20 protein-coding genes are annotated in these 24,867 nt (G+C 67.2%); 7 read left to right on the top strand and 13 right to left on the bottom strand.

Annotated elements, in window-relative coordinates; all coding sequences use genetic code 11:
• Both N5D45_RS01120 and N5D45_RS01115 read right to left on the bottom strand, forming a co-directional pair.
• The gene (locus N5D45_RS01120; RefSeq protein ID WP_228354506.1) at window positions 1-507 is read right to left on the bottom strand and encodes a hypothetical protein; all 507 of its coding nucleotides are present in this window, start codon (window positions 505-507) and stop codon (window positions 1-3) included.
• A 10-nt stretch (window positions 508-517) separates the two neighbouring features.
• Window positions 518-1,681, bottom strand: coding sequence for a zinc-dependent alcohol dehydrogenase (locus tag N5D45_RS01115; RefSeq protein ID WP_134958295.1), 1,164 nt, complete (start codon window positions 1,679-1,681; stop codon window positions 518-520).
• Window positions 1,682-1,830: 149 nt separating this feature from the next.
• Here N5D45_RS01115 and N5D45_RS01110 point away from each other — a divergent pair, with 149 nt between their 5' ends.
• The 3 genes from N5D45_RS01110 (at window position 1,831) to N5D45_RS01100 (ending at window position 3,311) form a co-directional block, all read left to right on the top strand.
• On the top strand, window positions 1,831-2,019 hold the full coding sequence (locus N5D45_RS01110) for a hypothetical protein (protein ID WP_019337695.1): 189 nt from the start codon (window positions 1,831-1,833) through the stop codon (window positions 2,017-2,019).
• Window positions 2,020-2,117: 98 nt separating this feature from the next.
• Window positions 2,118-2,756: a DUF6766 family protein gene (locus N5D45_RS01105; RefSeq protein WP_228354507.1), complete on the top strand. Its 639-nt coding sequence runs from the start codon at window positions 2,118-2,120 to the stop codon at window positions 2,754-2,756.
• 3 nt (window positions 2,757-2,759) lie between these two features.
• Complete coding sequence (locus N5D45_RS01100) at window positions 2,760-3,311, top strand: cysteine hydrolase (protein ID WP_049409751.1); 552 nt, start codon at window positions 2,760-2,762, stop codon at window positions 3,309-3,311.
• A 25-nt stretch (window positions 3,312-3,336) separates the two neighbouring features.
• Here the strand turns inward: N5D45_RS01100 and N5D45_RS01095 are convergent, their stop codons facing one another.
• The 4 genes from N5D45_RS01095 to N5D45_RS01080 all read right to left on the bottom strand — a co-directional run bounded on the left by N5D45_RS01095 (window position 3,337) and on the right by N5D45_RS01080 (window position 5,896).
• Complete coding sequence (locus N5D45_RS01095) at window positions 3,337-3,570, bottom strand: hypothetical protein (protein ID WP_197657346.1); 234 nt, start codon at window positions 3,568-3,570, stop codon at window positions 3,337-3,339.
• 122 nt (window positions 3,571-3,692) lie between these two features.
• Complete coding sequence (locus tag N5D45_RS01090; RefSeq protein WP_057504076.1) at window positions 3,693-4,103, bottom strand: Rap1a/Tai family immunity protein; 411 nt, start codon at window positions 4,101-4,103, stop codon at window positions 3,693-3,695.
• Window positions 4,104-4,185: 82 nt separating this feature from the next.
• Window positions 4,186-4,815, bottom strand: coding sequence for a hypothetical protein (locus N5D45_RS01085; RefSeq protein WP_228354508.1), 630 nt, complete (start codon window positions 4,813-4,815; stop codon window positions 4,186-4,188).
• 97 nt (window positions 4,816-4,912) lie between these two features.
• Window positions 4,913-5,896, bottom strand: a complete 984-nt coding sequence (locus tag N5D45_RS01080; RefSeq protein WP_228354509.1) for a LacI family DNA-binding transcriptional regulator — start codon at window positions 5,894-5,896, stop codon at window positions 4,913-4,915.
• A gap of 156 nt (window positions 5,897-6,052) precedes the next feature.
• Here N5D45_RS01080 and ptsP point away from each other — a divergent pair, with 156 nt between their 5' ends.
• From ptsP to N5D45_RS01060, 4 genes are all read left to right on the top strand, one after another.
• Window positions 6,053-8,563, top strand: coding sequence for a phosphoenolpyruvate--protein phosphotransferase (ptsP, locus tag N5D45_RS01075; protein WP_279938371.1), 2,511 nt, complete (start codon window positions 6,053-6,055; stop codon window positions 8,561-8,563).
• Complete coding sequence (locus tag N5D45_RS01070) at window positions 8,560-9,516, top strand: 1-phosphofructokinase family hexose kinase (protein ID WP_057504073.1); 957 nt, start codon at window positions 8,560-8,562, stop codon at window positions 9,514-9,516. Before ptsP ends, N5D45_RS01070 begins: the two co-directional genes overlap by 4 nt.
• A gap of 87 nt (window positions 9,517-9,603) precedes the next feature.
• Window positions 9,604-11,307 (top strand): fructose-specific PTS transporter subunit EIIC, encoded by a 1,704-nt coding sequence (locus N5D45_RS01065; protein WP_228354511.1) that lies wholly within the window; start codon window positions 9,604-9,606, stop codon window positions 11,305-11,307.
• An 83-nt stretch (window positions 11,308-11,390) separates the two neighbouring features.
• Window positions 11,391-12,644, top strand: coding sequence for a carbohydrate porin (locus N5D45_RS01060; RefSeq protein WP_279938370.1), 1,254 nt, complete (start codon window positions 11,391-11,393; stop codon window positions 12,642-12,644).
• Window positions 12,645-12,756: 112 nt separating this feature from the next.
• Here the strand turns inward: N5D45_RS01060 and N5D45_RS01055 are convergent, their stop codons facing one another.
• The 7 genes from N5D45_RS01055 to N5D45_RS01025 are packed head-to-tail and all read right to left on the bottom strand — an operon-like array spanning window position 12,757 to window position 24,787.
• Window positions 12,757-13,602, bottom strand: coding sequence for an aldose epimerase (locus N5D45_RS01055; protein WP_228354513.1), 846 nt, complete (start codon window positions 13,600-13,602; stop codon window positions 12,757-12,759).
• Window positions 13,592-14,629, bottom strand: a complete 1,038-nt coding sequence (locus N5D45_RS01050; RefSeq protein WP_228354514.1) for a glycoside hydrolase family 43 protein — start codon at window positions 14,627-14,629, stop codon at window positions 13,592-13,594. The genes N5D45_RS01055 and N5D45_RS01050 overlap by 11 nt, the downstream gene beginning before the upstream one ends.
• 16 nt (window positions 14,630-14,645) lie before the next feature.
• On the bottom strand, window positions 14,646-16,130 hold the full coding sequence (locus N5D45_RS01045) for an MFS transporter (RefSeq protein ID WP_057504068.1): 1,485 nt from the start codon (window positions 16,128-16,130) through the stop codon (window positions 14,646-14,648).
• A 59-nt stretch (window positions 16,131-16,189) separates the two neighbouring features.
• Window positions 16,190-18,883 carry a glycoside hydrolase family 3 protein gene (locus tag N5D45_RS01040; protein ID WP_228354515.1) on the bottom strand — a complete coding sequence of 898 codons (2,694 nt, stop codon included), beginning with the start codon at window positions 18,881-18,883 and terminating at the stop codon, window positions 16,190-16,192.
• On the bottom strand, window positions 18,880-20,574 hold the full coding sequence (locus tag N5D45_RS01035) for a glycoside hydrolase family 43 protein (RefSeq protein WP_197657352.1): 1,695 nt from the start codon (window positions 20,572-20,574) through the stop codon (window positions 18,880-18,882). The genes N5D45_RS01040 and N5D45_RS01035 overlap by 4 nt, the downstream gene beginning before the upstream one ends.
• Before the next feature lie 53 nt (window positions 20,575-20,627).
• Window positions 20,628-22,580: a sialate O-acetylesterase gene (locus N5D45_RS01030; protein ID WP_228355365.1), complete on the bottom strand. Its 1,953-nt coding sequence runs from the start codon at window positions 22,578-22,580 to the stop codon at window positions 20,628-20,630.
• Between the two features lie 32 nt (window positions 22,581-22,612).
• On the bottom strand, window positions 22,613-24,787 hold the full coding sequence (locus N5D45_RS01025) for an alpha-glucuronidase family glycosyl hydrolase (protein WP_228354516.1): 2,175 nt from the start codon (window positions 24,785-24,787) through the stop codon (window positions 22,613-22,615).
• Between the last annotated feature and the right edge of the window lie 80 nt (window positions 24,788-24,867).

The following is a 24,867-nucleotide window of genomic DNA, read 5'->3' as shown; positions in this document are numbered from 1 at the left end:
TCACGGACCCGCCTGCGTGCGTTGCTCTCGTGCACGCACGCACTGCCGCAGTTCCCACAGCCATGGCAGCACCACCAGGCCCAGTGCCGGCAACAGGGTGAACCACCAGACGTCCGGTGTTGCAGGTTTCACTTCGAGCGACCACCGGGGGTGGACCTGCCAGCCGACCCAGCCCAGCAGGACCCACGGCGCGGCATCCAGCACACTGTGCACATGCTGCTCCGCCGGACTGATGCGTCTGCGGCCGTCTGCGCTGACGGTGTCCAGGTAGCCGGCGATTGCGTGAGCAATGACCAGAAGCGCCAGGAGCGTGACCAGCGACAGCGTGTTTTCGAGCAGGAGCCACGCCAGCACGCCGCTGCCGATCAGAAGCAGCTGCACCCCATGCAACAGGCTTTCGCGCATCGCGGAGGTGTGTGGAAGGTCGGTCCGGCGGTGAAAATGGAAGTCCAGCGAACCGGCCACCAACCACAGTGCGTACACACAGCCCACGACAATCGCACTCATGGCGCCACGCTCACGGTGTCAGAACGATCTTGCGGCAGTCGTCATCCTTGGCATCAAACATCGCATAGCCCTGCGCTGCATCGGCCAGGCGCATCCGGTGCGAGATGATGTCACCCGGGTCCAGCTTTCCTTCCATGATGGCGTCCAGCAGCTCGGGCATCAGCCCCTGGACATGGGTCTGCCCCATCTTGAACGTCAAGCCCTTGTCGAACGCGTCGCCCAGCAGGAAACCGTGGATGAAGCCGGCATAGACACCGGGGATGCTGACCACGCCGCCGCGGCGGGCCGCTGCGATGCACTGCCGGATCGCCACCCCGCTGCTGCCTTCCAGTTTCACGGCGGTCAGCGCTGACTCCAGCGCACTGCCTTCGGCCTCGAAGCCTACGGCCTCGATGCAGGCGTCTGCGCCGCGCCCGCTGGTCTGGGTCAGGATGTAATCGGCCGGGTCCTCGATCTCCCTGAAGTCGATGGGGGTCACCCCGTAGGCGCGACGCGCATAGTCAAGGCGGTAGCGAAGATGGTCCACCATGAAGATGGTCTCGGCCCCCAGCAGCCGGCAGCAGGCTGCGCTCATCAGCCCCACCGGCCCGGCACCGAAGATGGCCACCGTCGAGCCTGCCTTGACCCCTGCGTTCAACGCAGCCTGGTAGCCGGTGGGGAGAATGTCAGACAGGAACAGCACCTGCTCATCAGCAATGCCTTCCGGAATGCGCAAGGGACCCACATTCGCCTTCGGTACACGCACGAATTCGGCCTGCCCCCCGGCCACGCCGCCATACAGATGGCTGTAGCCGAACAAGGCGGCCGGAGGCAGTATGCCCTTCCGATTCAGTGCGGCGCCCTTGCCCGGATTTGTGGTCTCGCAGGCGGCATACTCGGCCAGCCGACAGTGGAAGCACTCGCCACAGGCAATCACAAACGGGATCACCACGCGATCACCGGGTTTCACCTGGGTCACGCCGCTGCCGACCTCTTCCACCACGCCCATGAATTCGTGGCCCAGCACATCGCCATCGTGCAGGTCAGGAATCTTGCCCCGGTACAGGTGCAGGTCCGAACCACAGATGGCGGTGGCGGTCACCCTCAGGATCAGATCATCCTCGGCCGCCAGTACCGGGTCCGGCACGGTCTCGACGCGCACATCCTTGCGGCCGTGATAGGTCAACGCCTGCATCGCGGTTCTCCAGAAAGATCGGAACACCAGCATCGCAGGGCATTCCTCCTGCTGCGGTGACATCCGGGTGTGCGCAGCGTTCATTCCGCGGCGTCGTGGCGTTAACCCGGACCGGTGCAGGCTTCAGGTTCTCGCCGCAGGAGCTGCCCATGAACGACAAGCTGCCTTTCAATCCAACCACAGACGTGGACGATCAGTCGAAGGCCCATACGCCGGACAAACGTCGCAACGACCAGGCCAGGTGGAAGGACCACGACATGCCCGACGATGGGGACGGCCCCAAGGCGGTACCTGAAGACTACGAGCGGCCGGATCCTGACCCGACAGGCAAGCGTTGAGCCCGCCTCACATCCTCGATGCGCAGTAATCACGAGCCCTGCCCTCTTGCCCGCGCATGCTTCAGCACGGTCTTTGGAACAGCTGATCGAGGTGTTGCATGTGGAAACGCAACGGTCTCTCGCTGGTGCTGCTTGCACTCACCGTCGTGTTCATCGTTGGGCAGGCAGTTGCGGGGCACCATGTCCACAACGAGGAGTTGACGCAGCACGGGCGCGCGCCGATCGATCTATGGCACTACCTCGCGACCGGCCACTTTGTAAGCGCCACATTCGAGAACTGGGAGAGCGAATTCCTGCAGATGGGCATGTATGTTCTCCTGACCGTCAGCCTTCGCCAGCGTGGCTCGGCTGAATCGCGGCCGTTGGACCCTGCACGGGAGCAGAGCCGCGTCGAGCCAGGACCTACACCTTGGCCGGTGAAGCGTGGCGGCATCTGGAAGATGCTGTACGGTCATTCGCTTGCAATCGCCTTCGGGCTGTTGTTCCTGCTGAGCTTCACGCTGCACGCGTTGGGAAGCTGGCGAGCCGAGCAAGCCGAGAAGCTGTTGCAGGGCCTGCCCGCACCCGGCTTCCTGCAGCACCTGACCAGCAGCACATTCTGGTTTGAATCGATGCAGAACTGGCAGAGCGAATTTCTCGCCGTGCTGTCCCTGGTTGTACTGACGATCTTCCTGCGCCAGAAGGATTCACCGCAGTCCAAGCCGGTCGAGGCCCCGCACGCACAGACAGGTGATTGAGCCATGGGACATGATCCATCGACGGCCTTGCTGATCATCGACATGTTCAGCCGTTTCGACTTCCCCGGGGCGCAGGATCTTGCGCCCGCTGCGGAGCGGGCGGCCAGACAGATCCGGCGTTTGAGAGACCACTTCGATGACCGTAGGTGGCCGGTCATCTATGCCAATGACAATTTCTCCGACTGGAAGCGTGACTTCCGCCAACAGGTCGCACAGTGCAAGCGGGACGGGGGGGCAGCCGGACGGATAGCCGAGCTGCTCTCTCCCCTGCCCGATCACTACTTTGTGCTCAAGCCCAAGCACTCGGCGTTCCTCGCCACCCCGCTGCCGGTCCTGCTGGCCAAGCTGAGCGTGCGCCGACTTTGGCTCAGCGGGATGACAGCCGATTCGTGCGTGCTGGCAACCGCGTTGGACGCCAACGCCAGGGAGTTCGACGTCGTGTTGGCACGGGAGGCCGTGGCGGGGAGGCCGTCGCAGAAACAGCGGGCAATGGCGCTGCTCGCCGACTCGGGAGCAGCCCGGGTGGCACGAATTGCTTCTCTTGTGCCGGCATGACCAGCGGGATGGAGCCGCATCCCGCTCAAGCCCGGTCTGCGACACCCTTTACACCAGCATGACCGGCGCAATGTGCGCAGCAGAAGATCTGGCCGTTTCCCTCGACACCGTGTCCGATGATGGCGCAATCGCAGTGGGCGCAGCGCGGGGCGAACGCATGGATCGCGCATTCGAACGAATCGAACGTGCCGCTACGCCCGCCCTGGTGAAGGGTGAAGCTCTTGTCGTAGTCGTTGCCGCACACATCACAGGTAGCCATCGGGCACCTCCTGCTCTGGAATGAACCTGCAGTGTGGCCAGTACGGATGTCGGTGGCCGTGAATGCAACGTGTCGTGCGGGTGTAGGACGTTCGCACCGTCGCCAAGCGGGCGCGGCGTGCTTCATTGGTCATTGCCGGGCTCGGCACTGTTGCCACGTGGTGTGCCGCGACCACAGGGAAACGCCGTCCGCAGCTCTTCAACAACCAGTGGCGACGCATCCTGCTGCAATCGCTCGCGGGGCAGTTGCCGGAGATGGGAAGACACATGGTCGACCAGTTCATGCGGAAGGATCTGGCCCTGCCCGCACCACTGTCCGCGGCTGGCATCGGCGACGCCCAGGATATTGCCGCTGGCGCGAGCGCTGGACAGGCTCCGGCACTGTTCGCCGTCGCAGAACCCGTCATCGCCTTTGCCCTGCAGCAGGGTGATGAGTTCGGCTCCACTGACAAGCCAGGTGCGTGCCGGTTGCGTTGTTCCGGCGAAGGCGTGTCCAGCCAGGGCGCAGAGGCCAAATGCGAAGAGCCGACGCATGCGACGGCGCACGTGGGGGGCGTGATGTCCTTTCATGTCGGGGCCCTTGGCGGTCGTCTCTGTGGGTTCCACGCGGCGTTGGTCAAAGTCGATCGAGCTGGTTGCGCGGATGAAACTCCGGGTCGTCCTGGGCTTCCAGCATGGCCTCCACCAATGTCTCGAAGGGCGCGGTCGCGGTATCCAGGTCCGTGGAAGGCAGGAAGCTGGAGTCCCCCTGGCCGACCAGCGCAATCGCGGCAACGGTCTCCCGCTCACCTTCCTCGGCCCATAGGTAGTCGTGGATCAGTACCACGCCCCGGTCGCCCGCCTTCAGGAAGTCGGCGGCGCCTCGTGCCACAGCGAGAAACGCGATGAGATCGTAGAGGCTTTCCGAATATGTCAGCGATCCTGCAACAAAATGCGTGCTGCTGTGGTCATAGGCGGCAACCCGGATATTTTCAGCCTGTGCAGATGCCAGGAAGGCTCTCAATGCGGCGCGATTGTCGGGGTAGCGAGCCAGCAGCGCCTGGCAGTCCGCGAGCAGGTGATCCAACGCCTCGTCGCTTGAAGAGGCCAGGTATTCGCCGTTGCCCAGGTGCCACTGGCCGGCGATGCATCGCCAGTCGGACCATCGGGATGCTGCGGGCACGGGCGCCGCCAGCCATCTGGAGAGATCTTCGTGGCACAACTGCAGGCGGAGCAGCGCTGAATAAGGCTCTGACAAGGCGAGCATCCATCGTGTCTGCGTGTACAGATGGCTTGTAACAGACAACGGCTGGCCCGCCAACACCCGGACGGCGCTCTCAGGGTCGCCGCAATCGGGCGTCGAACTATCGCGCAGCCGTCGACCCTCTGACCACGCACCGGCCCGTCATCACAAGTCGGCGCACCGGCAGCTCCGGCGTGCGCAGGCGTTCAAGCAGCATCGACATCGCGGCCCGCCCCATCTCCTCAACCGGTTGCTCAAGCACGGTGATGCCCGGCTCGACCAGCTCGGTCCAGCGTTCGTTGTCGAAGCCGGCCAGTGCCAACGCGTCTGGAATCGCCAGCCCTGCGCCGCGGGCGGCTTTCAATGCCCCCATCAACAGCAGGCTGTTGCTGGTGACCAGGGCCTCGGGGCGCGATGGCGCGGCCAGCCACTGCTCGACTGTCGCGATGGCGGCTTCGGCCGTGGGTTCAACCTCCCGGTAGTCCGGCTCCAACCCATGCGTGCGCATCGCAGCAAGATAGCCGTCGCGTCGCTCGGCCGCAGTGGTGCTGGTGCTGCCGAACAATCCGCCGATACGGCGATAGCCGCGCTCGACCAGGTGTTCGACCAGCCCCGCCATCGCCGCTGCGTTGTCGAGGACGACGCTGTCGATCGAGCCACCGGGTGCGGCACGATCGACCAGCACCGTCGGATAGTCCAGCGCGAGCCGCTCAAGTCGACCCACCGTGGTCCGGGTCGGCGCGAAGATCAGGCCGCTGATGCGCTCTTCGTGCATCAATTGCAGATACAGCGCCTCCCGCTCCGGGTCCTCATCGGTGTTGCAGAGGGTCACGCGCAATCCTTCGCGATAGGCCACCTCCTCCACCGCGCGGATCAGCGCAGTGAAGAACGGGTTTCGGATATCTGCCACGATCAAGCCGATGATGCCGGTGTGTCGGGAGCGCAGCCGTCTTGCCTGCAGGTTGGGTCGATAGCCGGTCTGGCGGATCGCCAGCTCGACCCTGCGGCGCACGTCCTCGCTGACCGGACCGCCTCCGAGCACCCGTGACACGGTGGATTTGGAGACCCCCGCCACGCGTGCGACGTCGTTGATGCTGATGCTCATTGGAAACGTTCCCGGAAACGTGCGCTGTTCATGGCCGAATGGCTGTCCGGGACAATCCTAACGCCAAAGGACTATTGGTTTTTTGTGCACTGCACATTGAAATGCGGAGTGGGAACGTTCCCAATACGTCCCAGCCACCCCTTCCCGGAGCCCGCTTTGTCGCCCCTGACCTCCCCCTCCCCCGTCAGCCGGGAACTGATCCGCCTGGACGCGCGGGCACAGGACAAGACCGATGCCATCGCCCAGGTAGCCCAGATGCTGGTCGCCGCCGGCTGCGTGGCGCCGGGCTACGAGGCCAGCATGGGACGCCGCGAAGCGCTGGCGAACACCTTCCTCGGCCATGGTGTGGCGATCCCGCATGGGCTCGGCGAGGACCGCCACCTGGTGCGCCGCGACGGCATCGCGGTGCTGCAGTTGCCGGAAGGCGTGGAATGGAACCCCGGCCAGGCCACCCGCCTGGTGGTTGGCATCGCTGCCCAGTCCGATACCCACATCACCCTGCTGCGCAGGCTGACCCGCCTGATCCAGGACGAGGCCGCGCTGCAGCGGTTGTTCACCACCCCCGATGCGAGCGACATCGTCAATGCGCTGGCCAGTGATGTCGCGGTCACGGCAGCCCACGTGCCGGTGGCGGACCTGGCCGAGCGTTTCGACTGGACCATCGCTTACCCCAGTGGACTGCACGCGCGCCCGGCCACGCGCTGGGCCGAGACGGCGCGGGGTTTCACAGCCCGTGCGCAGGTGCGCGCGGGGGATCAGGCGGCCGATGCCAAGAGTCTGGTGGCGCTGCTGCAGCTCGGGCTTCGCGAGGGCGATGCCGTGAGTGTTTCTGCCGAGGGCGCCGATGCCCACGCCCTGCTGGCCGCACTGCGCAAGGTCATGGATGGGCTGGTGGCGCAGGAAAAGACTGATGCGGAGCGTGCAGCACAGCGAAAGGCAGCGCCGGTCGCGGGCTGGACTCCGCCCGAAGCGCAGGCGGCGATCGTCGGCATCGGCGCCAGCCCCGGACTGGCCATCGGACCGGTGCATGTACTGGCAAGCGCGCAGGCCGATGTTGCCGATCGCCCTGCCCCGCTCGGCGAGGGCGGCGCACGCCTGCAGGATGCACTCGGTCGCACCCGCCAGCAGCTGGCCGCGCTGCAGGACGACACGCAGCGCCGCCTTGGCGCTTCGGATGCTGCGATCTTCAAGGCGCAGGCTGCGCTGCTTGACGACACCGACCTGATCACCCGCACCTGCCAGCTGATGGTCGAAGGCCATGGTGTGGCGTGGTCATGGCACCAGGCCATCGAGCAGATCGCCTCTGGGCTGGCGGCGCTGGGCAATCCGGTGCTGGCCGGGCGCGCGGCGGACCTGCGTGATGTCGGCCGACGCGTGCTGGCGCAGCTTGACCCTTCTGCTGAAGGTGGTGGCCTTGCGGATCTGCCGTCGCAACCGTGCATCCTGATCGCCACAGATCTGTCGCCTTCGGATACCGCCAATCTCGACACCGGTCGCGTGCTCGGCCTGGCCACCGCGCAGGGCGGGCCGACCTCGCACACCGCCATCCTCTCGCGCACGCTGGGCCTGCCGGCGCTGGTGGCCGGCGGCGCCGGGCTGTTGGCGATCCAGCCAGGCCGCGAAGCGATCCTGGACGGCAGCAGCGGACGGCTCTACCTGTCCCCCTCCGAAGCCGATCTCGCCTCGGCACGCGAATGGATCGCCGAACAGCAGCAGATCCGCGAGCGCGAAGCCGCGCAACGCGCGCAACCCGCCCAGACCCTCGACGGCCACCGCATCGACATCGGCGCCAACGTCAACCTGCCCGACCAGGTGCCACTGGCACTGGAACAGGGTGCGGAAGGCGTCGGCCTGATGCGCACCGAGTTCCTGTTCCTCGAACGTGGCAGTACGCCCAGCGAGGAGGAGCAGTACACCACCTATCTGGCGATGGCCAAGGCACTCAACGGCCGCCCGCTGATCGTGCGCGCGCTCGACATCGGCGGCGACAAGCAGGTGGCGCACCTGGAACTGCCACGCGAGGAGAACCCGTTCCTCGGCGTGCGCGGCGCGCGCCTGCTGCTGCGCCGCCCTGACCTGCTGGAGCCGCAACTGCGTGCGCTGTATCGCGCCGCCAAGGACGGTGCACGCCTGTCCATCATGTTCCCGATGATCACGTCAGTGACCGAGCTGGTCGCACTGCGCGCCATCTGTGAGCGCCTGCGTGCCGAGCTGGAGGCGCCGGTGGTGCCGATCGGCATCATGATCGAAGTGCCGGCTGCCGCCGCTCAGAGCGACGTACTGGCGCGCCATGCCGACTTCTTCTCGATCGGCACCAATGATCTGACCCAGTACGTGCTGGCGATCGACCGCCAGAACCCGGAACTCGCCGCCGAGGCCGACAGCCTGCATCCGGCGGTGCTGCGCGCGGTCCGCGCCACGGTTGAAGGCGCACGGCTGCATGGGCGCTGGGTCGGCGTCTGTGGCGGCTTGGCCGGCGATCCCTTCGGCGCCATGTTGCTGGCTGGCCTGGGCGTGGACGAACTGTCGATGACCCCGAACGACATCCCGGCGGTGAAGGCGCGCCTGCGTGGCACCGCGATGACCGAACTGCAAGCGCTGGCCAGCACCGCACTGGGGTGCGAAACCGCCGAGCAGGTGCGCGGCCTCGATGGAGCGCGCGCATGACTGCCCGCGCCGTCACCGTGACCCTGAACCCGGCCATCGACCAGACCGTGCGCCTGGCCCGCCTGCAGCCAGGCCGCGTGCATCGCGCCGGCAGCTCCCGCGACGACGCAGGCGGCAAGGGCATCAACGTGGCGGCCTGCCTGGCCGACTGGGGCGTGCCGATCACCGCGCTGGGCGTGCTGGGCGACGGCAACGACGGCGTGTTCCGCACGCTGTTCCGTGAGCGGGGCATCATTGACGGCTGCCTGCGCGTTCCGGGCCATACCCGCACCAACATCAAGCTGGTCGAAGAGGCCAACGGCGAAACGACGGACATCAACCTGCCAGGCCTGGCGGTGGACGCTGCCGATCTGGACGCGGTGTCGCGCCAGCTCGGCGCCCTGCTCGCGCCCGGCCTGCCGGTCGTGCTGTCCGGCAGCCTGCCGCACGGACTGCCGGCCGATGCATGGTCGCGGTTGCAGGCGCAGGCCGGAACGGCCGGTGCGCGCGTGCTGCTGGACACCAGCGGCGATGCGCTTGTGGCTGCCTTGAGTGACGCCGCGGGTGCGCTGCCCTACGCGGTCAAGCCCAATCGCCACGAACTGGAGGCCTGGACCGGCACCCAGCTGCCGGACCGCGGCGCCCTGCGTGTCGCTGGCCAGGCGTTGGTCGAACGCGGTGTTGCGCTCGTAGCGATCTCGATGGGCACCGACGGCGCGCTGTTCATTGATCGCAGCGGCGCGCTGGTCGCACGACCGCCGCGACTGGCCCGGGGCAGCACGGTCGGTGCGGGCGACGCCATGGTCGCCGGCATCGCTGCCGCGATGCTGGAGTCCTCCCTCGATCTGGCCGGTTGCGCACGGCTGGCGACCGCGTTCTCGATGAGCCGGCTGCAAAGCGGTGACGCACGACGGCTGGACCCGGCGCAGGTACGCGCATGGGCCGGCGATGTACTGATCGAGCGGTTGGATTGACCCCTCCTGCCGGAGGCACGGCGGCTGGCTTCACGCCAACCGCAGCGCCCTCGGCAAGGACGAACCCGAAGAATTCCAGGAGTTCCCATGCACGCTTCCACCGTAGTCATCGCAGCTGGCGAGCGCAGCATCGAGGCGGTTCTTGCCGCCGAAGCGCTGCGCCGCGCCGCCCGCCAGCGCGGGCTCGAGCTGATGATCGAGATCCGCAGCGACCAGGGCGTGACCGGCGCACTGCCTGCATCGAACGCCGCCGCCGCGACGCACCTGCTGCTGGTGGGTGATGGTGAGGCGGACATCGCGCGCTTCGCCAATGCTGAGATCGCGCATGCCAGCCTGGGCGAAGTACTGGACGACCCGGTTGCGGCGCTCGCACCGCTCGCGGCCGCACATTCAAACGACGCCGGCACGAATGCGGACAAGCGCATCGTTGCCGTTACCTCCTGCCCCACCGGCATCGCTCACACCTTCATGGCGGCGGAGGGGCTGCAACAGGCCGCCAAGGCGCTGGGCCATGCAATCCGGGTCGAAACCCAGGGCTCTGTCGGCGCGCAGGACGCGTTGAGCGACGAGGAAATCGCGGCCGCTGACGTCGTCCTGATCGCCGCAGACCGTGAAGTCGATGTGTCGCGCTTCGCTGGCAAGCGTCTGTTCAAGAGTGGCACCAAGCCGGCGATCAACGATGGGCAGAACCTGATCCGCAAGGCGCTGGCCGAGGCCGGGGTGCAGGCAGGTATCGCGACTACGGGCCGCCCGACCGAAAAGACCAAGGCCACCGGGCCCTACAAGCACCTGATGACCGGCGTGTCGTTCATGCTGCCGTTCGTCACTGCCGGCGGCCTGCTGATCGCACTGGCGTTCGCGCTCGGCGGCATCTATGCCTTCGACGATGCCCACAAGGGCACGCTGGCCTGGTCGCTGTTCCAGATCGGCGCCAAGTCCGGCTTCATGTTGATGGTGCCCGCACTGGCCGGTTACATCGCTTACTCCATCGCCGACCGCCCCGGCATTGCGCCCGGCATGATCGGCGGGCTGGTAGCAGTGAACATGGATGCTGGCTTCATCGGCGGCATCCTGGCTGGTTTCATCGCTGGCTACGGCGTGCACTGGATCAACCGTGCGCTGCGCCTGCCGCGCAGCCTGGAAGGCCTCAAGCCGGTGCTGATCCTGCCGGTGCTGGGCACGCTGCTGGTCGGCCTGTTGATGATGTACGTGATCGGTACGCCGGTCGCCGGGCTGCTGGCGTGGCTGACCGACTGGCTGCGCGGCATGCAGGGCGGCAGCGCGATCCTGCTTGGCCTGCTGCTGGGCGGCATGATGGCGGTGGACATGGGCGGACCCGTCAATAAGGCGTCCTACGCCTTCTCTACCGCATTGATTTCCAGCCAGGTCTACACGCCGATGGCGGCGACGATGATCGGCGGCATGACGCCGCCGCTGGGTATCGCACTGGCGACATGGCTGTTCAGCAACCGCTTCACCGCCGAGGAGCGCGGCACGGCCGGTGCCGCCGGCGTGCTTGGCCTCAGTTTCGTGACCGAAGGCGCGATCCCCTACGCCGCGCGTGATCCGCTGCGCACCATTCCGGCGCTGATTCTTGGTTCTGCCGTGGCAGGTGCGATCTCGATGGCCGCTGGCGTCGAGCTGAAGGTGCCGCACGGCGGCGTGTTCGTGCTGCCGATCCCGAACGCAGTCACTCACCTCGGCATCTACCTGCTGGCACTGCTGGCGGGCGTGGCCGTCACTGCAGTCGCGTTGCGCATCCTCAAGAAGCCGGTCACCACGCCGGCCTGATCCACCCCATCACCAAGCCCCTTCCACCTCCCCTGCGCACGCAGGGGCGCAGCGACCTACGCCCTGCACAAGGACCCTCGCCCATGACCCGCTCTTCCCGACACATGTTGCCGATGGCGATCGCGCTTGCCCTGCCATCCCTGGCCACCACCGCAGACGCGAGCGACGTCTTCACTCCCAGGCTCGCCTACACCGGCGAGGCGGCCGCCACGCTTGACGGCGGCAAGCGCAGCGGCACGGCCTATGCCGGCCAGCTGATGTTCGGCGCCGACGTGGACCTGGACGCCGCGTTCGGCTGGCGGGGCGCAACGATCAAGGCCTACGGCATCAACCGCCACGGCACCAATCTCGCCAACAGAAGCACGGGCAACAGCACCTCGGTGCAGGAGATCTACGGTGGCCAGGGAACGCGCCTGGCTAACCTGACGCTCGAGCAGAAACTGCTCAACGACCGACTGGTGCTGGAAGCAGGGCGAAGCGTCGCCAACATCCATCATCTCGGTTCGGAGTTGTGCCAGTACTTCCAGGGCAACTCGGCCTGCGGCAACCCGACCTACGTATTCCGTACCAGCAACTTCACCTGGTGGCCGGTATCGAGCTGGATGGCTGATGCCACGGCATGGGTGACGCCGGATGTCTACGTACGCGTCGGCGCGTACCAGGTCGACCCGAGCCAGGCCGAAGATGGCCAGCACGGTCTGAAATGGAGCACGAACCAGGCCACCGGGTGGATCGTGCCCTACACCATCGGCTGGCGCAGCCCAGCGTCGGCGCGCTTGAAGGCTCGCTACGAACTGGGTGGCTGGCAGGACAACTCGACCTACCGCGACCCGCTGCGCGATGCCAACGGCATTCCCGCGCTGCTCAGTGGCCAGGAGTACGCGACACGTCACGGTCGCTCAGGCGCGTTCGCCCGCTTCGAGCAGCAACTCACCAGTGATGGCGCCGGCCGCGGCCTGACCTTTTTCGGTGCGGCGCTCAAGGGCACCTCCGGCCAGTTGATCGAGGATCATTTCCTGCAGGCCGGGCTGGTGCAGAAAGGCACGTTCGCCCGGCGGCCGCAGGACAGCATCGCTTTCGTCGTGACCCAGCAGAAGTACAGCAGCATGGCGCTGGAAGACCTGCGCCTCGCCCGCGCCGCAGCCGGTGGCAGCGGCACCCCGCACGGGAGCCAGGTGATGATGGAGCTGAGCTATGGCATCCAGCTCACCCCGCAGCTTCGTGTTGCACCGAACCTGCACTACATCGTGCACCCCGACCAGTTCAATGAGCCCGCACGCCAGCACGACCTGCCGGATGCGCTGATCGCGGGCATGCGGATCGACTGGAACCTGTAGGAAATGTCAGGTGGTCCTGGGCGCGGCCCGTGTCAGGCACCGGGTCCACGGCCGGTCCAGGCGGAGTACCGACCGCCCGGCACCCGGATGATCGCCTGCCCTGGCCGGGGTTTCAGGTGCTGTCCGCCGCCCACGCCAGGTCGAACGTCAACGCGAGGCGCTGGCCGGGCTCCAGCCGGTGCGGCGCCAGCGTGAAGCCGTCCGGCGGACCGCTCTGCGGCTCGACACAGGTGGCGTGCGGCGTGCCGTCGTAGACCACCCAATGGTCGTGGTCCGAGCGCAGCCGCAGGCGCTGGCCTTCACGTATCAGCGTGATGTCACTGTCGGCGATGAAGCAGTCATCCCAGGGACCGGTGGTCGGATCCACACAGGGCAGCGTGGCAATACCTTCCCCGTCCCGCGGGTACATCGCACGAGGCGTGAACAGCAGCCGGTCCGGCTTCCGGAACCAGGGATGCCAGCCCAGCACCGCCGGCATCGCCTGCTCGCCGGCCTGGACCGAAAGGCGCATCTGCACGGTGTGGGCCTGTAGCTGCAGGTCCAGCATGGCAATGCCACCGAAGGGCCAGTAGCCGTCGTGCGGCAACGCCAGCGCCAACCTGGCTGCCGCCGCATCCAGCCGGTCGATCTGCCACGGTCGCGAGAAGCCCAACCCATGAATGGCATGCCCGTCGAAGTTGAGCGGCAGCCGATGCGGCCTGCCATCAAAGCGGAACGTTCCATGGCGGATGCGCCCGGCCCAGGGCACCATCGGGTAGCAGCCCCAGGCGATCGCAGCCGCCCCGCCCGCCTGCGCATCCACCAGCCACTCCACGCCCCGGTAACGCAGGTGCGCCACGCGCCCGCCCGCCCCTGCCGCGAGCGCAACCTCCAGTTCGCCGCATCTCAGCCAGTGCAGTTCACCGGCCGGCAGCGGGGCCAGCGCATCATCCACCGGCAGCATGCGCTCAGGCCCCATACGGATTGATCGTCCGGATGCTTCCGTCCGGCTCCATGTGCAGCGGCGTGCACTTGGCCGAGCGCAGGTGGGTGATGCCGCCGGACATCAGCGCATCGTGATAGAACAGGTACCACTGCCCTTCGAACTGGCAGATGGAGTGGTGGGTGGTCCAGCCCACGACGGGCGTGAGGATCACGCCAGCATAGGTGAACGGCCCGTACGGGCTGTCTCCCACGGCGTAGCACAGCTGGTGGGTGTTGCCAGTGGAGTACGACAGATAGTAGCGACCCTGGTACCTGTGCAGCCACGGGCCTTCGAAGAAGCGGCGCGCATGGTCGTCCGCACGCAGCGGCTGGCCATGCTCATCCAGGATCTGCACTTCGCGGGTGGGTTCGGCCAGCTCGGTCATGCCGGCGTCCAGGCGGCCCACGCGCGGCCCCAGGGCCGGCGCGCTGCCCTCGGGTTCCTCGTGGGCATCGCTGTACTGGTTGTCACGATACTTCTGCAGCTGCCCGCCCCAGATGCCGCCGAAGTACAGGTAGTGGCTGCCATCTTCGTCTTCGAACACGGCCGGGTCGATCGAGTACGCGCCCTTGATCGGCTCCGGCCGGGGCACGAACGGGCCCTCCGGCCGCGTACCGATCGCCACGCCGATGCGGAACCGGCCCTCGGCGTCCTTGGCCGGGAAGTACAGGTAGTAGTGGCCATCGCGGCAGGCGGCATCGGGGGCCCACATCTGTTTCCGCGCCCAGGGCACGTCGCGCACGTGCAGCGCCATGCCGCAATCCACGGCCGCGCTATCGGGCGTATCCATCTTCAGCACATGGTAATCCTGCATGCCGAAATGGCCACCTTCGTCGTCGAATGGCTGGCCACCGTCGATGTCGTGCGAGGGATAGATGTACAGGCGCCCCTCGAACACGTGCGCCGAAGGGTCGGCGGTGTAGATGTGGGTCACCAGCGGTTGCGAAATGGCGTGCGCGGTGAGTTGCGCAAGACGGGCTTTGCTGGCCTGGCCGTCTTCGCCGGCATGGAGGTCGATCATGGTTGTCATCTTGGCGTTACGCGGAGGCGTCGGCGGAACGTCGACGCAGGTGGAGGTCCTGCTCGATGCGGGTTTCGGTGCGCTTGTCGATCCTGTAGAAGAACAGCAGCGCCACGGCCAGCAGGAAAGGAAGGGAGCAGTAGACGCTTACGGTCAAGCGGATGCCCTGCACCACGCCCTCAGGCTGTTGCGCCAGTCCTGCCTGGTAGCCGTAGTGGGCAAGGATCGCGGCGACCAGCGCGCCGCCGACGCTGAGGCCGATCTTCAGCCCGCACAACATCGCCGAGAAGATGATCGCCGTTGCCCTTCGATGGTTCTTCCACTCCGAGTAGTCCGCGACGTCGGCGATCATCGCCCACAGCAACGGGATGGTGATGCCATAGCAGAAGCCATGCAGCATGAAGGCTGCGAACGCCACCGCCACCGCCGTGGGTGGGAACAGGTAGAAGGCCAGCAGGAACAGGGTCGAGACAAACAGGGCGCCACCGAAGACATCGCGCTTGCCGAAGCGATCCGCCAGCCGCCGTGATGCGCCAATACCCAGGATCATGCAGAGGATGCCGCACGCGTTGAACAGGCTGAACGCCGAGGTGGCCGCGTCCTTCGGCCAGGTGAACGCCGCGAAACCGGCGCTGGCCAGGGCGCCATTCAATGCACTGATCAGGCCGTTGAAGCCTGAGTTTTCCAGGAAGCCGGCCAGCGCCGCTTCGCTCATGTAGTACTGGAAGTAATAGATGTAGGTGCCGCCTTTCAACGCCAGGTTGATGAACACCAGCACGGTCAGCGCCAGCATCACCTGCCACGGGCGGTTGTGCAGCAGGTCCGAAAGGTCCTGCACTATGCCGCCGGTCTGCTCGCGCGTCGGCACGATGCGCTCGCGGGTGGTGGCGAAGGTGATCAGGAAGAACACCGTGCCGATCAGTGCGAAGGCGGTCATGACCTGTTCAAAGCCGCGCACCCGGTCGCCATTGCCCAGGATCAGCACCAGCGGCATCAGCAGCACCTGGATGATGAACTGCGCGATCATCACGGCCACGAAGCGGTAGGCCGACAGGCTGTTGCGCTGGGCCATGCTGCCGGTCAGCACGCCGCTCAACGCGGAGTACGGCAGGTTGTTCGCGGCATAAACGCAGACCAGCAGCGCGTAGGTGGCCAGTGCATAGATCACCTTTCCGCGCTCGCCCAGGTCGGGGGTGCTGAACGCCAGCAGCGACAGTACGCCAAAGGGAATGGCCGTCCACAGGATCCACGGGCGGAAGCGGCCCCAGCGGGTGGACGTTCGGTCAGCCGCGATGCCGATCAACGGCGTGAACACGAACGCACCCAGCAGGCCGACCACGAAGATGATCGTGGCCGCGGTGGCAGCTGGCAGGCGGTAGACGTCGGTGTAGAAGAACGCCAGGTACGTGATCAGGGTCTGGAAGATCAGGTTGGCAGCGAGATCGCCCAGGCTGTAGCCGAGCTTCTCGCGTACCGATAGCGCGTGTTCAGTGCTTGCCATGCAGCGGACATCCTGGAAAAGGGATCTGGTCGAAGGGGAATCGATGCCGGCGGGGGCGATCAGTCATGCGCGGGCACCACGGTGAACCTGCCCTGCGCACGTATATCGGCACTGGACGCCCCCACCCTGACCTCGTAGGCACCGGGCTGCACCGCGTACGCCGCACGCGCCTCGTCATAGTGGCGCAGGGCCTGCGCCGCCTCCAGGGTGAACGTCACCGTGCGGCGTTCGCCCGGGGCCAGCTGGACGCGCTGGAAGCCGCGCAGTTCCTGCACGGCATCGCCGCTGCTGGCATGCTCGCGCCGCACGTACAGCTGTACCACTTCGTCACCGCTGCGCGTGCCCGTGTTGGCGACATCCACTGCCACGCCCAGGCGGCCATCGGCGCGGAGGCTGTCTGCATCGAGGCGGAGCGTTCCATAGTCGAACCGCGTATACGACAGACCGTGACCGAACGGATACAGCGGCGTGCCGCGGAAGTAGCGATAGGTGCGGCCCTCCATGGCGTAGTCGTCGAATGCCGGCATCGCTTCGCCGGCCTTGTAGAACGTGACCGGCAAACGGCCGGCGGGATTGACGTCGCCGAACAGCGCCTGGCCGACAGCGGTGCCGCCGCGTTGCCCCGGATACCAGCTCATCAGGATCGCCGGCAGATGCGCCTGCGCCCAGTCCACGGCGATGGCCGAGCCACCGGTGAGCACCATCACCACCGGCTTGCCGGTGCCGTGCAGGGCCTCCAGCAGGGTGCGCTGCGGCGCGGGCAGCCGCAGGTCGGTACGGTCGCCACCGGCAAAGCCCGGGTAGTTGACCGTCATCTCTTCGCCTTCGACATCGCCGGTGAGGCCACCGACGAACACCACCACATCGGCATCGCGTGCTGCATCCAGCGCTTCGTCGAAGGGCGCCTTGGCGCCGGGCATGCGCCACCCAAGGCGCACGCCCGCATCGCGCTGGTCATCGTAGTACTCCAGTGTCAGCGCATAGGCACGCCCGGCCTGCAGGTCCAGTTCGACGCCCTCGGCATGGAGGCGATCAGTATTCACCCAATGATCGATCACACGCTTGCCGTCCAGATACAGGCGGTAGCCATCATCGCCGGCCACCTCCAGCCGGTAACGGCCGGACACGGGTGGCAGCAATTGGCCACTCCAGCGGATGCTGAAGCGGTCGTTGGGAATCCCCTGCCCCGGTGCCGCTTCGCCGCGTGCCAGCAGGTTGTCGGTCGGCGAGCCGCGGTCCCAGCGGAAGCCGATCTGCGCGTCGGTACGCACCAGTGCCGGAGTGCCGGACAGGTCGGGCGTGCGGAAGTACTCACCGCGCAGGCCACGCTCGGGCGAGTCCGCTGAGGGCCGCAGGTAGGTCGGCTCGATCAGCGGTGTGGCGCCGGGATCGTCACGGCCTTCCACGAGGTCGACGCCGCGGGCATAACGCACTTCAACGCCCTTGGCCGCCTCGCGTATGCCCTGCAGGATCGTCACCGGCGCGGCCGGTGTGCCGAAGTAGTTGCCGAGCAGCGCCATGGTGTCGTCGGCGGTGGGTCCAACCACGGCAATGCGCATGGTGTTGCGTGACAGTGGCAGGATGCCGTCGTTCTTCAGCAGCACCAGCGATGCCTGCGCGGCCTTGAGCGCGAGCGCATCATGGGCCGGCGCCTGGTTCACCGAGGCGGGAATGCGCGCCCAGCGCACCCGCTCCGCTGGGTCGAACATGCCCAGGCGCATCCGTGCGGTGAACAGGCGGGTCACTGCATCGTCGATCTCCGCCTCGCTGATCAACCCCTGGCGCACGGCCGAGGGCAATGTGGCGTACTCCTGGCCGCATTCCAGCTCGGTGCCGTTCCTCACCGCCAGCGCCGCAGCGGCTTCGCGCGTGGTGACGATACGGTGGTGCTTCCAGATATCGACGATGGCCCAGCAGTCCGAGACCACGTAGCCCTTGAAGCCCCAGTCGCGTCGAAGCACATCGCGCAGCAGGAAACGGCTGGCACTGGCGGACTCGCCGTACACGCGGTTGTAGGCGCCCATGACCGCATCCACTTCGCCCTCCTTCACCAGCGCCTCGAACGCCGGAAGGTAGGTGTCATACAGGTCGCGCCGGCTGGGCCGTGCATCGAAGTGATGGCGGTCGGCCTCCGGTCCGCTGTGCACGGCCAGATGCTTGGCGGTGGCGTCCAGCTTGCGGTAGACGGGGTCGTCGCCCTGCAGGCCACGTACGAAGGCCACGCCCATGCGCGCGGTGAGGTACGGGTCCTCGCCATAGGTTTCCTGTCCGCGCCCCCAGCGCGGGTCGCGGAAGATGTTGACGTTCGGCGACCAGAAGGTCAGGCCCTGGTAACGGCCATGCGCGCCTTCGCGGAGGAACTGGTGGTGCTTTGCGCGGGCCTCGTCGCTGATGGTCGTGGCCACCTGCCCCATCAACGGTACATCGAAGGTCGCGGCCAGGCCGATTGCCTGCGGAAACACCGTGGCCTGCCCTGCCCGTGCGACGCCGTGCAGTCCCTCGTTCCACCAGTCGTAGGCGGGTACCCCCAGCCGTTCGATCGCCGGCGCGGCGTTCTGCATCTGCGCGGCCTTCTCTTCCAGCGTCATCTGCGCGACGAGTGCGGCGGCCCGTTGCTCGAAGCTGGCCGAAACGTCCAGCCAGGGCCGTGGCGCGGCCGCGGACGCGGCGGCCGCCACGCAGGTCAGTACGAACAGGGCGGCCCCACCGCGCAGGGTACGGCGGCGGGCCTTGGACGAAATCGACAGCCTCATTTGCTTCTCCCGGTGCGCTCGTCGCGCGCGAAAGGACCCAGCAGTGCGCCCACGAAGCCGCCTGCCCGGTCCGTACTCAGAACGGTGCCGTCCACCTCGCCTGCGAGCAGTTGCCAGCCCTGCCCATCGCCGGTGTCGAACGAGAACGCATAGTCGCCCTCGTTGCCGGCAATCTTCAGGCGCAGTGCTGCAGGCACCGGTACTTCACGGCTGGCCAGCGTCCGCGTGCTGCGGCCACCGTCGCGCGCTTCGAGGAAGAGCGAGAGGCGCCCCCCGCCAAGGTCACGAACGCCAAGGAAGTACCAGTACGCCTCGCTCTGGAACGCCGCCAGACCGGCGGCGACTCCGGAAGCTGGCGGGGTCATCGCGGTGCTCGCCTCGAAGCGCAGATGCTGCTGGCGCCGGCCAAGAAACGCCGGATTGCGCAGCGTGTCCAGATCCTCGGCGAGCGGGTGCACGGCCAGCATGCCGGGGCGCGTGGCCAGGTCGGCCCAGGCATGCCTGGGCACCCGCACGCGCAGCCACTGTGGATCAAGTGTCGGGCCATCGAAATTGTCGCGCGCTACGAAATTGCCGGTCGAAGGGGCCTGGGATGCCTCGCCCTGCATCCACGCGGGGGCCTTGGCCACATAGGGAATGGCCTGGTCAACCGGCAGGATCTGCGGCCAGCCATCCTGCCAGCGCACCGGCAACAGGTAGGTCTCGCGCCCGGTGTTGTAGTGCCGCTTCTGGTAGTTGCGGCTGGCCAGGAACACCGCCCACCACGAGCCATCCGGGCCTTCGACCAGGTCGGCATGGCCGGCATTGGTGATCGGAAGTGGACGGTCGTCCGGCAGTTCGCGCTGGGTCAGGATCGGATTGCCCGTATAGGGAACGTAGGGGCCCCACACCGTGCGGCTGCGCAGCACCACCTGCGAATGCTGCGGCCCGGTACCTCCTTCAGCGTCGGACAGGTAATACCAGCCCTCCCGCTTGTAGATATGCGGTCCCTCGATCCAGATGGGATTCTTCGCCGGCTCCACGCCTCCATCAACCAGCACCCGGCGCGGCCCGACCGGCCTGAATGCCGCCAGATCGATCTGCTGCATCCAGATGGCGCGGTGCCCGTCGTAGCGCGGCGGGCCGGGCGGTGCATCGTTGTTGACCAGGTATACCTTGCCGTCATCGTCGAAGAACAGTGACGGGTCGATGCCATCGATGCCGGGCAGCCAGTGCGGATCGGACCACGGACCGGCCGGATCGCGCGCGGTGGCGATGAAGTTGCCACCACTGTCGGTGGCGGTGGTGACGACGTAGAAGGTACCGTCGTGGTACTCGATGGTCGGCGCGAAGATGCCGCGCGAGACGCTCAGGCCGTCGAAATCCAGTTGCGTGGGGCGGTCAATCACATTGCCGATCTGCTTCCAGTGCACCAGGTCGGCACTTTCGAACACCGGAATGCCCGGGAAGTAGGTGAAGCTGGAATTGACCAGGTAGAACCGGCCGTTCGCGCGCACGACGCTGGGATCGGCATGGAAGCCGGCCAGGACAGGATTGCGGTAGTGGCCGGCCGGCAGGGGCACTTCAAACGCCTGGTCATTGCCGCGGTACTCGAACCAGTCGAAGTACACCGGGGGAGCATCCGGCGGCGCGCTGGCCCGGGTGGTTGCGGCCGACAGCAGGAACAGCGCCCCCAGCAGGTGGCGCGCCATCGACCTCAGGCCGGCCCTGTCGCGGGCCAGAGGGGACTGCTTGGACAACGTCATCATCGTCGGGCCTCGGCTTCGGCAATGGGAAGTTCGAACGGGCCGGCCGGCGCCCCGCTGCGGTCGCGCAGCGTGCACACCGGGCCATCGGCCCAGCAGTAGCGCACATGCGTTGCGCGCGTGGACAGCGGGCCGCGCAGCAGGATCCGGCGCGCATCCAGTCCGGCATCGGCGTACTCGCAGTGGCGCGTATGGCCCCTTGCCTCGCACAGTTCAAAGCCGATCGGACGCAGTGCGCCGGTCGCGGTGAGCGCGCCTTCGACATCCTCGAACGCAATGGCGACGCCCGTGGGCGTCCGCACGGCGGTGACCGCTCGCGGGCCCGACGGTGCTACGCCCTGCTCGCCGTACACCACATGGCGCGCCACGCGCGCCAGGCGGCGCCCGAGCTCCTGCTTGTTCGGCGGATGGATGTCGTAGGCGTCGCCGATGTCGATGGCAATGGCAAGACCGCTCTGCGCATCCTCGGCCGCGACGCGCCGCTGCGCCTCACGCACCTGCGCCCAGCCGCTGTCGGCGGGCGCAGCCGGCGGCTGGCCGTAGCCGGCCAGTTGTACCAGCAGCAGTGGCGTGCGCGCACCGAACTGCCGTCGCCAGTCCTCGCGCAGCGCACGCAACCGCACTGCATAGGCCGCACCATCGCCGGTGTTCGATTCACCTTGATACCAGAGCATGCCGCGCAGCCCGAAGCCGCCGAGCGGCGCGATCATTCCGTTGTACAGCGTCGACAGCCCGGTGGCGGCCTGCCAGGGGGCAAACGGCGGCGCCTGTTGGCCCGGCGCAACCCGATACATCCACGGTCCCTGCAGTGGCACCCGCTCGCCGGTATCGAACTGCAGGCGGTGTGCCGTTGAAGGACCGGCCAGGCCGCCTTCGCCGTAGGTGTCCAGCACGTTGACCGCAATGCTGTTGGATCCTGCCTTCAGCAGGCCATGTGGCAACGGGTAGCGCCTCTCGCCGGCGCCGTACTGGCTGCCGACGGCGACCCCGTTCACCCAGGTCACGTCCACCTCGTCAGCCGATGCCAGCTCCAGGGTCGCGCCGCGTGCAGCCTGTTCAGCGCTCAGCATCACCTGCGTGCGATACCAGACCATGCCGTTGTAGTCGGCAAGTGCGGGCTCGTTCCACCGCTCCCATGCGCCCAGTGTGGCCGGTGCGCGCGACCATCCGCGGTCATCGGCATCCGTCCGCCATGGTGCGTCACCTGACAGTGCGCCCTCGCGTGAGGCCCACCAATGCTGCCAGTAGCGACCCCAGCGTGCATGTGCCTGCTGCGGGTCGTGGGCAGACTGAGCAAGGATGTCCAGGGGCTCGTCCATGCCGCCCTGCCCGCGCAGCACGCCCGTGCTGGTCCACGCCTCGATCCGGGACCCGCCCCACGCCGCCTGGATCAAGCCCATCGGCACGGCAGCCGTGCGCTGCAGCTCGCGCGCGAAATAGAAACAGGCTGCGGAGAAGTCGCGCACCCTGTCGGGGGTTGCCGTTGTCCATGCAGGGTCGCCCTTGAAGCTCTCCTGTGCCTGCGCGGCCCCCTCCTGCGGCACGGTGAACAGCCGGATCCGTGGCATCGTGGCCGAGGCGATCTCGCTGGCAGCGTTGAGCGAGCGCCACACCGGCAGCTCCATGTTCGACTGGCCCGAGCACAGCCATACGTCGCCCATCAGCACATCGCGTGCCGTCTGCCGGCGCGTTCCGTCGTTTACCTCCAGCGTGTAGGGACCGCCAGCGGCGACCGGGGACAGCATCGCCTGCCAGCGGCCTGCGGCGTCCGCCCGGCTGCTCACCGCCTGCCCCGCAAACGTCACGGAAACCGGCTGCCCGGGGCCTGCGCGCCCCCAGACCGCAATGGGCCGGTCGCGCTGCAGGACCGCGTGATCCTTGAACAGGGGATGCAGCAGTCCCGTCGTTTCCCGCGCCGCGGCCGGCATCGCCACTACTGCCGCAGCCATCATCAACAGCGCACACCCGACCGCTTCGAACCTGCTCATCGGCCATCCCCCGGTGCGAACGGAAACTGCAAGGCCTGGTAGTACGACAACGGATGCGGCGGCGGCCGCTCGCCGGCGGGCAGTGGCCGGCCACTAAGCGACTGGAAGTACGCCACGCTGGCGTCACGCCACCATTGCGCTTCGTTGTGCTGGATCTGCAGGAACGCCGCGACGTGCCGATGCCGCTGCGGATCGATCCGGTCGCTCAGGCCGGCCCAGGTCGCCTGCATCGACTGCACCTGGCGCACACCGCGCGAATAGCGCCCGACCAGTTCGTCCCAGAGCGTCCTGCCCGAGCGCATGCGGCGGTCCCACGGCACATGATGGAACCACAGCAGCAGCGACTCGGGCACCCGCTCGGGGTCGCCATAGACCTCGGCCACCTGCGGCGCGTACTGGCACACGGCGTTGCTTCCGCTGGCGCTGCGGTCAAAGCCGATGCCCTTGCTATCTGCGCGGTGGTAGTACACCGACGTCCAGTCCGCACGCGGGCCGCCGTCCACCCAGGGGCCGGGGCCGTAGTGATGGCCGCGTGCCATCAGGTGATGCAGGCCCAGCGGCGTCATGTAATCCACCACCGCCTCGCGCGAGTCCATCATCATCCGCACGATCGGGCCGGTCACCTGCGGGTCGGGCGAGAAGGTCAGCGCTGCCCAGTCTTCGGCAATCGCGCGCGCGGATTCCTGCGGGTTCCAGGCCAGTCGGCCGAAGGCGTACCAGTTGGCCTGATCGAAGTGCGAGCCACTCCAGGTGCGGTCCACGCCGATGTTGGCGACGCCGGCGATACCGGTCAGCGCATGACCCTCCAGCGAGCCATCGACCACGCGGGAGACCGTGGAGCCTTCGCCGCGTGCATGGGTGTCGGCCTGCAGCACTTCTTCGTAGAGCGTTCCCAGGTACACCAGGTGCGTCGCAAAACCCAGGTACTCCTTGGTGATCTGCAGCTCCATCATCAGCGGCGTGCGCGGCATCGCGCCAAACAAGGGGTGGAACGGCTCGCGCGGCTGGAAGTCGATGGGGCCGTTCTTCACCTGCACGATCACGTTGGGGCGGAAGGCGCCGTCCAGCCCGACAAACTCGCTGTATGCCTGCTTGGCGCGATCTTCGGGAACCTCGTGCGAGTACACGAAGGCCCGCCACATCACCACACCGTTGTAGGGCGCCAGCGCGTCGGCCAGCAGGTTGGCGCCGTCGGCATGGGAACGACCGTAATCCTGCGGGCCGGGTTGCCCTTCGGAGTTCGCCTTGACCAGGAAGCCGCCAAAATCCGGAATGCGCGCATGGATCTCATCGACCTTGTCGCGCCACCAGCGCCGCACAGCCGGATCCAGGGGATCAGCCGTTGCCAGGCCGCCGAGTTCGATGGGTGCACTGAAGCGCGCGCTCAGGTAGACCCGGATGCCATAGGGGCGGAACAGGTCGGCCAGCGCGGCGGCCTTGGCCAGATAGGCCGGCGACAGGCTCATCGCACTGGCATTGACGTTGTTGAGGACGGTGCCGTTGATGCCGAGCGAGGCGTTGGCACGGGCGTAATCGGTGTAGCGCGGGTCACGCCACTGCGGCAACGTCTGCCAGTCCCAGAGCGAGCTGCCTGCATAGCCACGCTCGACGTAACGATCCAGGTTGTCCCAATGGTTGAGCAGACGCAGTGCGACCCGAGGCGACTCACGCACCTCCAGCCCCCGCAACGACATGCCACGCTGCAGCAGGCGCAGCAGATGGAAGGTGCCGTACAGCACGCCGACATCCTGGCGTGCCGCCACCAGCAGCACATCGCGCCCCCCGGTCCGGACCTGCCGGATCAGGAAGCCCTCGTCGCCCAACGTGGCGATCTCGTTGCCGAACGCGGCAACCAGCGCCGAAGACTGCGGCGTACCCAGCACCAGGGCATGGTCGGTAGTGATTGCCGTTCGCATTGGCGGGGCCGTTCCCAGCAATCCAGAAAGGCTGCGCGCAAGCTCGTCGCGGGTAGCGCGCTGCATCGGCGTGCAATCCGGGGCCACCACTTCGGCCAGTTGCCGCCGGTAATCGGCAGCGACCGTTGCGGCAACCGGCTGGTAGCGCATCCACAGCGCATAGCCATCCTCCGCCCGTGCCCCGCCAGCACAGGCCAGCAGCACGACCACGGCCCACAGGCGCGTGCCGACAGCGCGCAACAACGGCGTTAACATGCGCCTTTGTAGACTACGTCCGGGCCCGGGGCAGCGCATCATCGTCCTTCGCACCCGCGCGGCAGCGCCACCAAGAACAA

Origin of the sequence: Stenotrophomonas sp. GD03819, from assembly GCF_029841665.1 — a bacterium.
Lineage (GTDB): Bacteria > Pseudomonadota > Gammaproteobacteria > Xanthomonadales > Xanthomonadaceae > Stenotrophomonas > Stenotrophomonas geniculata.
The sequence above is the reverse complement of the archived record's forward strand: the minus strand, read 5'-3'. Positions and strand labels throughout refer to the sequence as shown.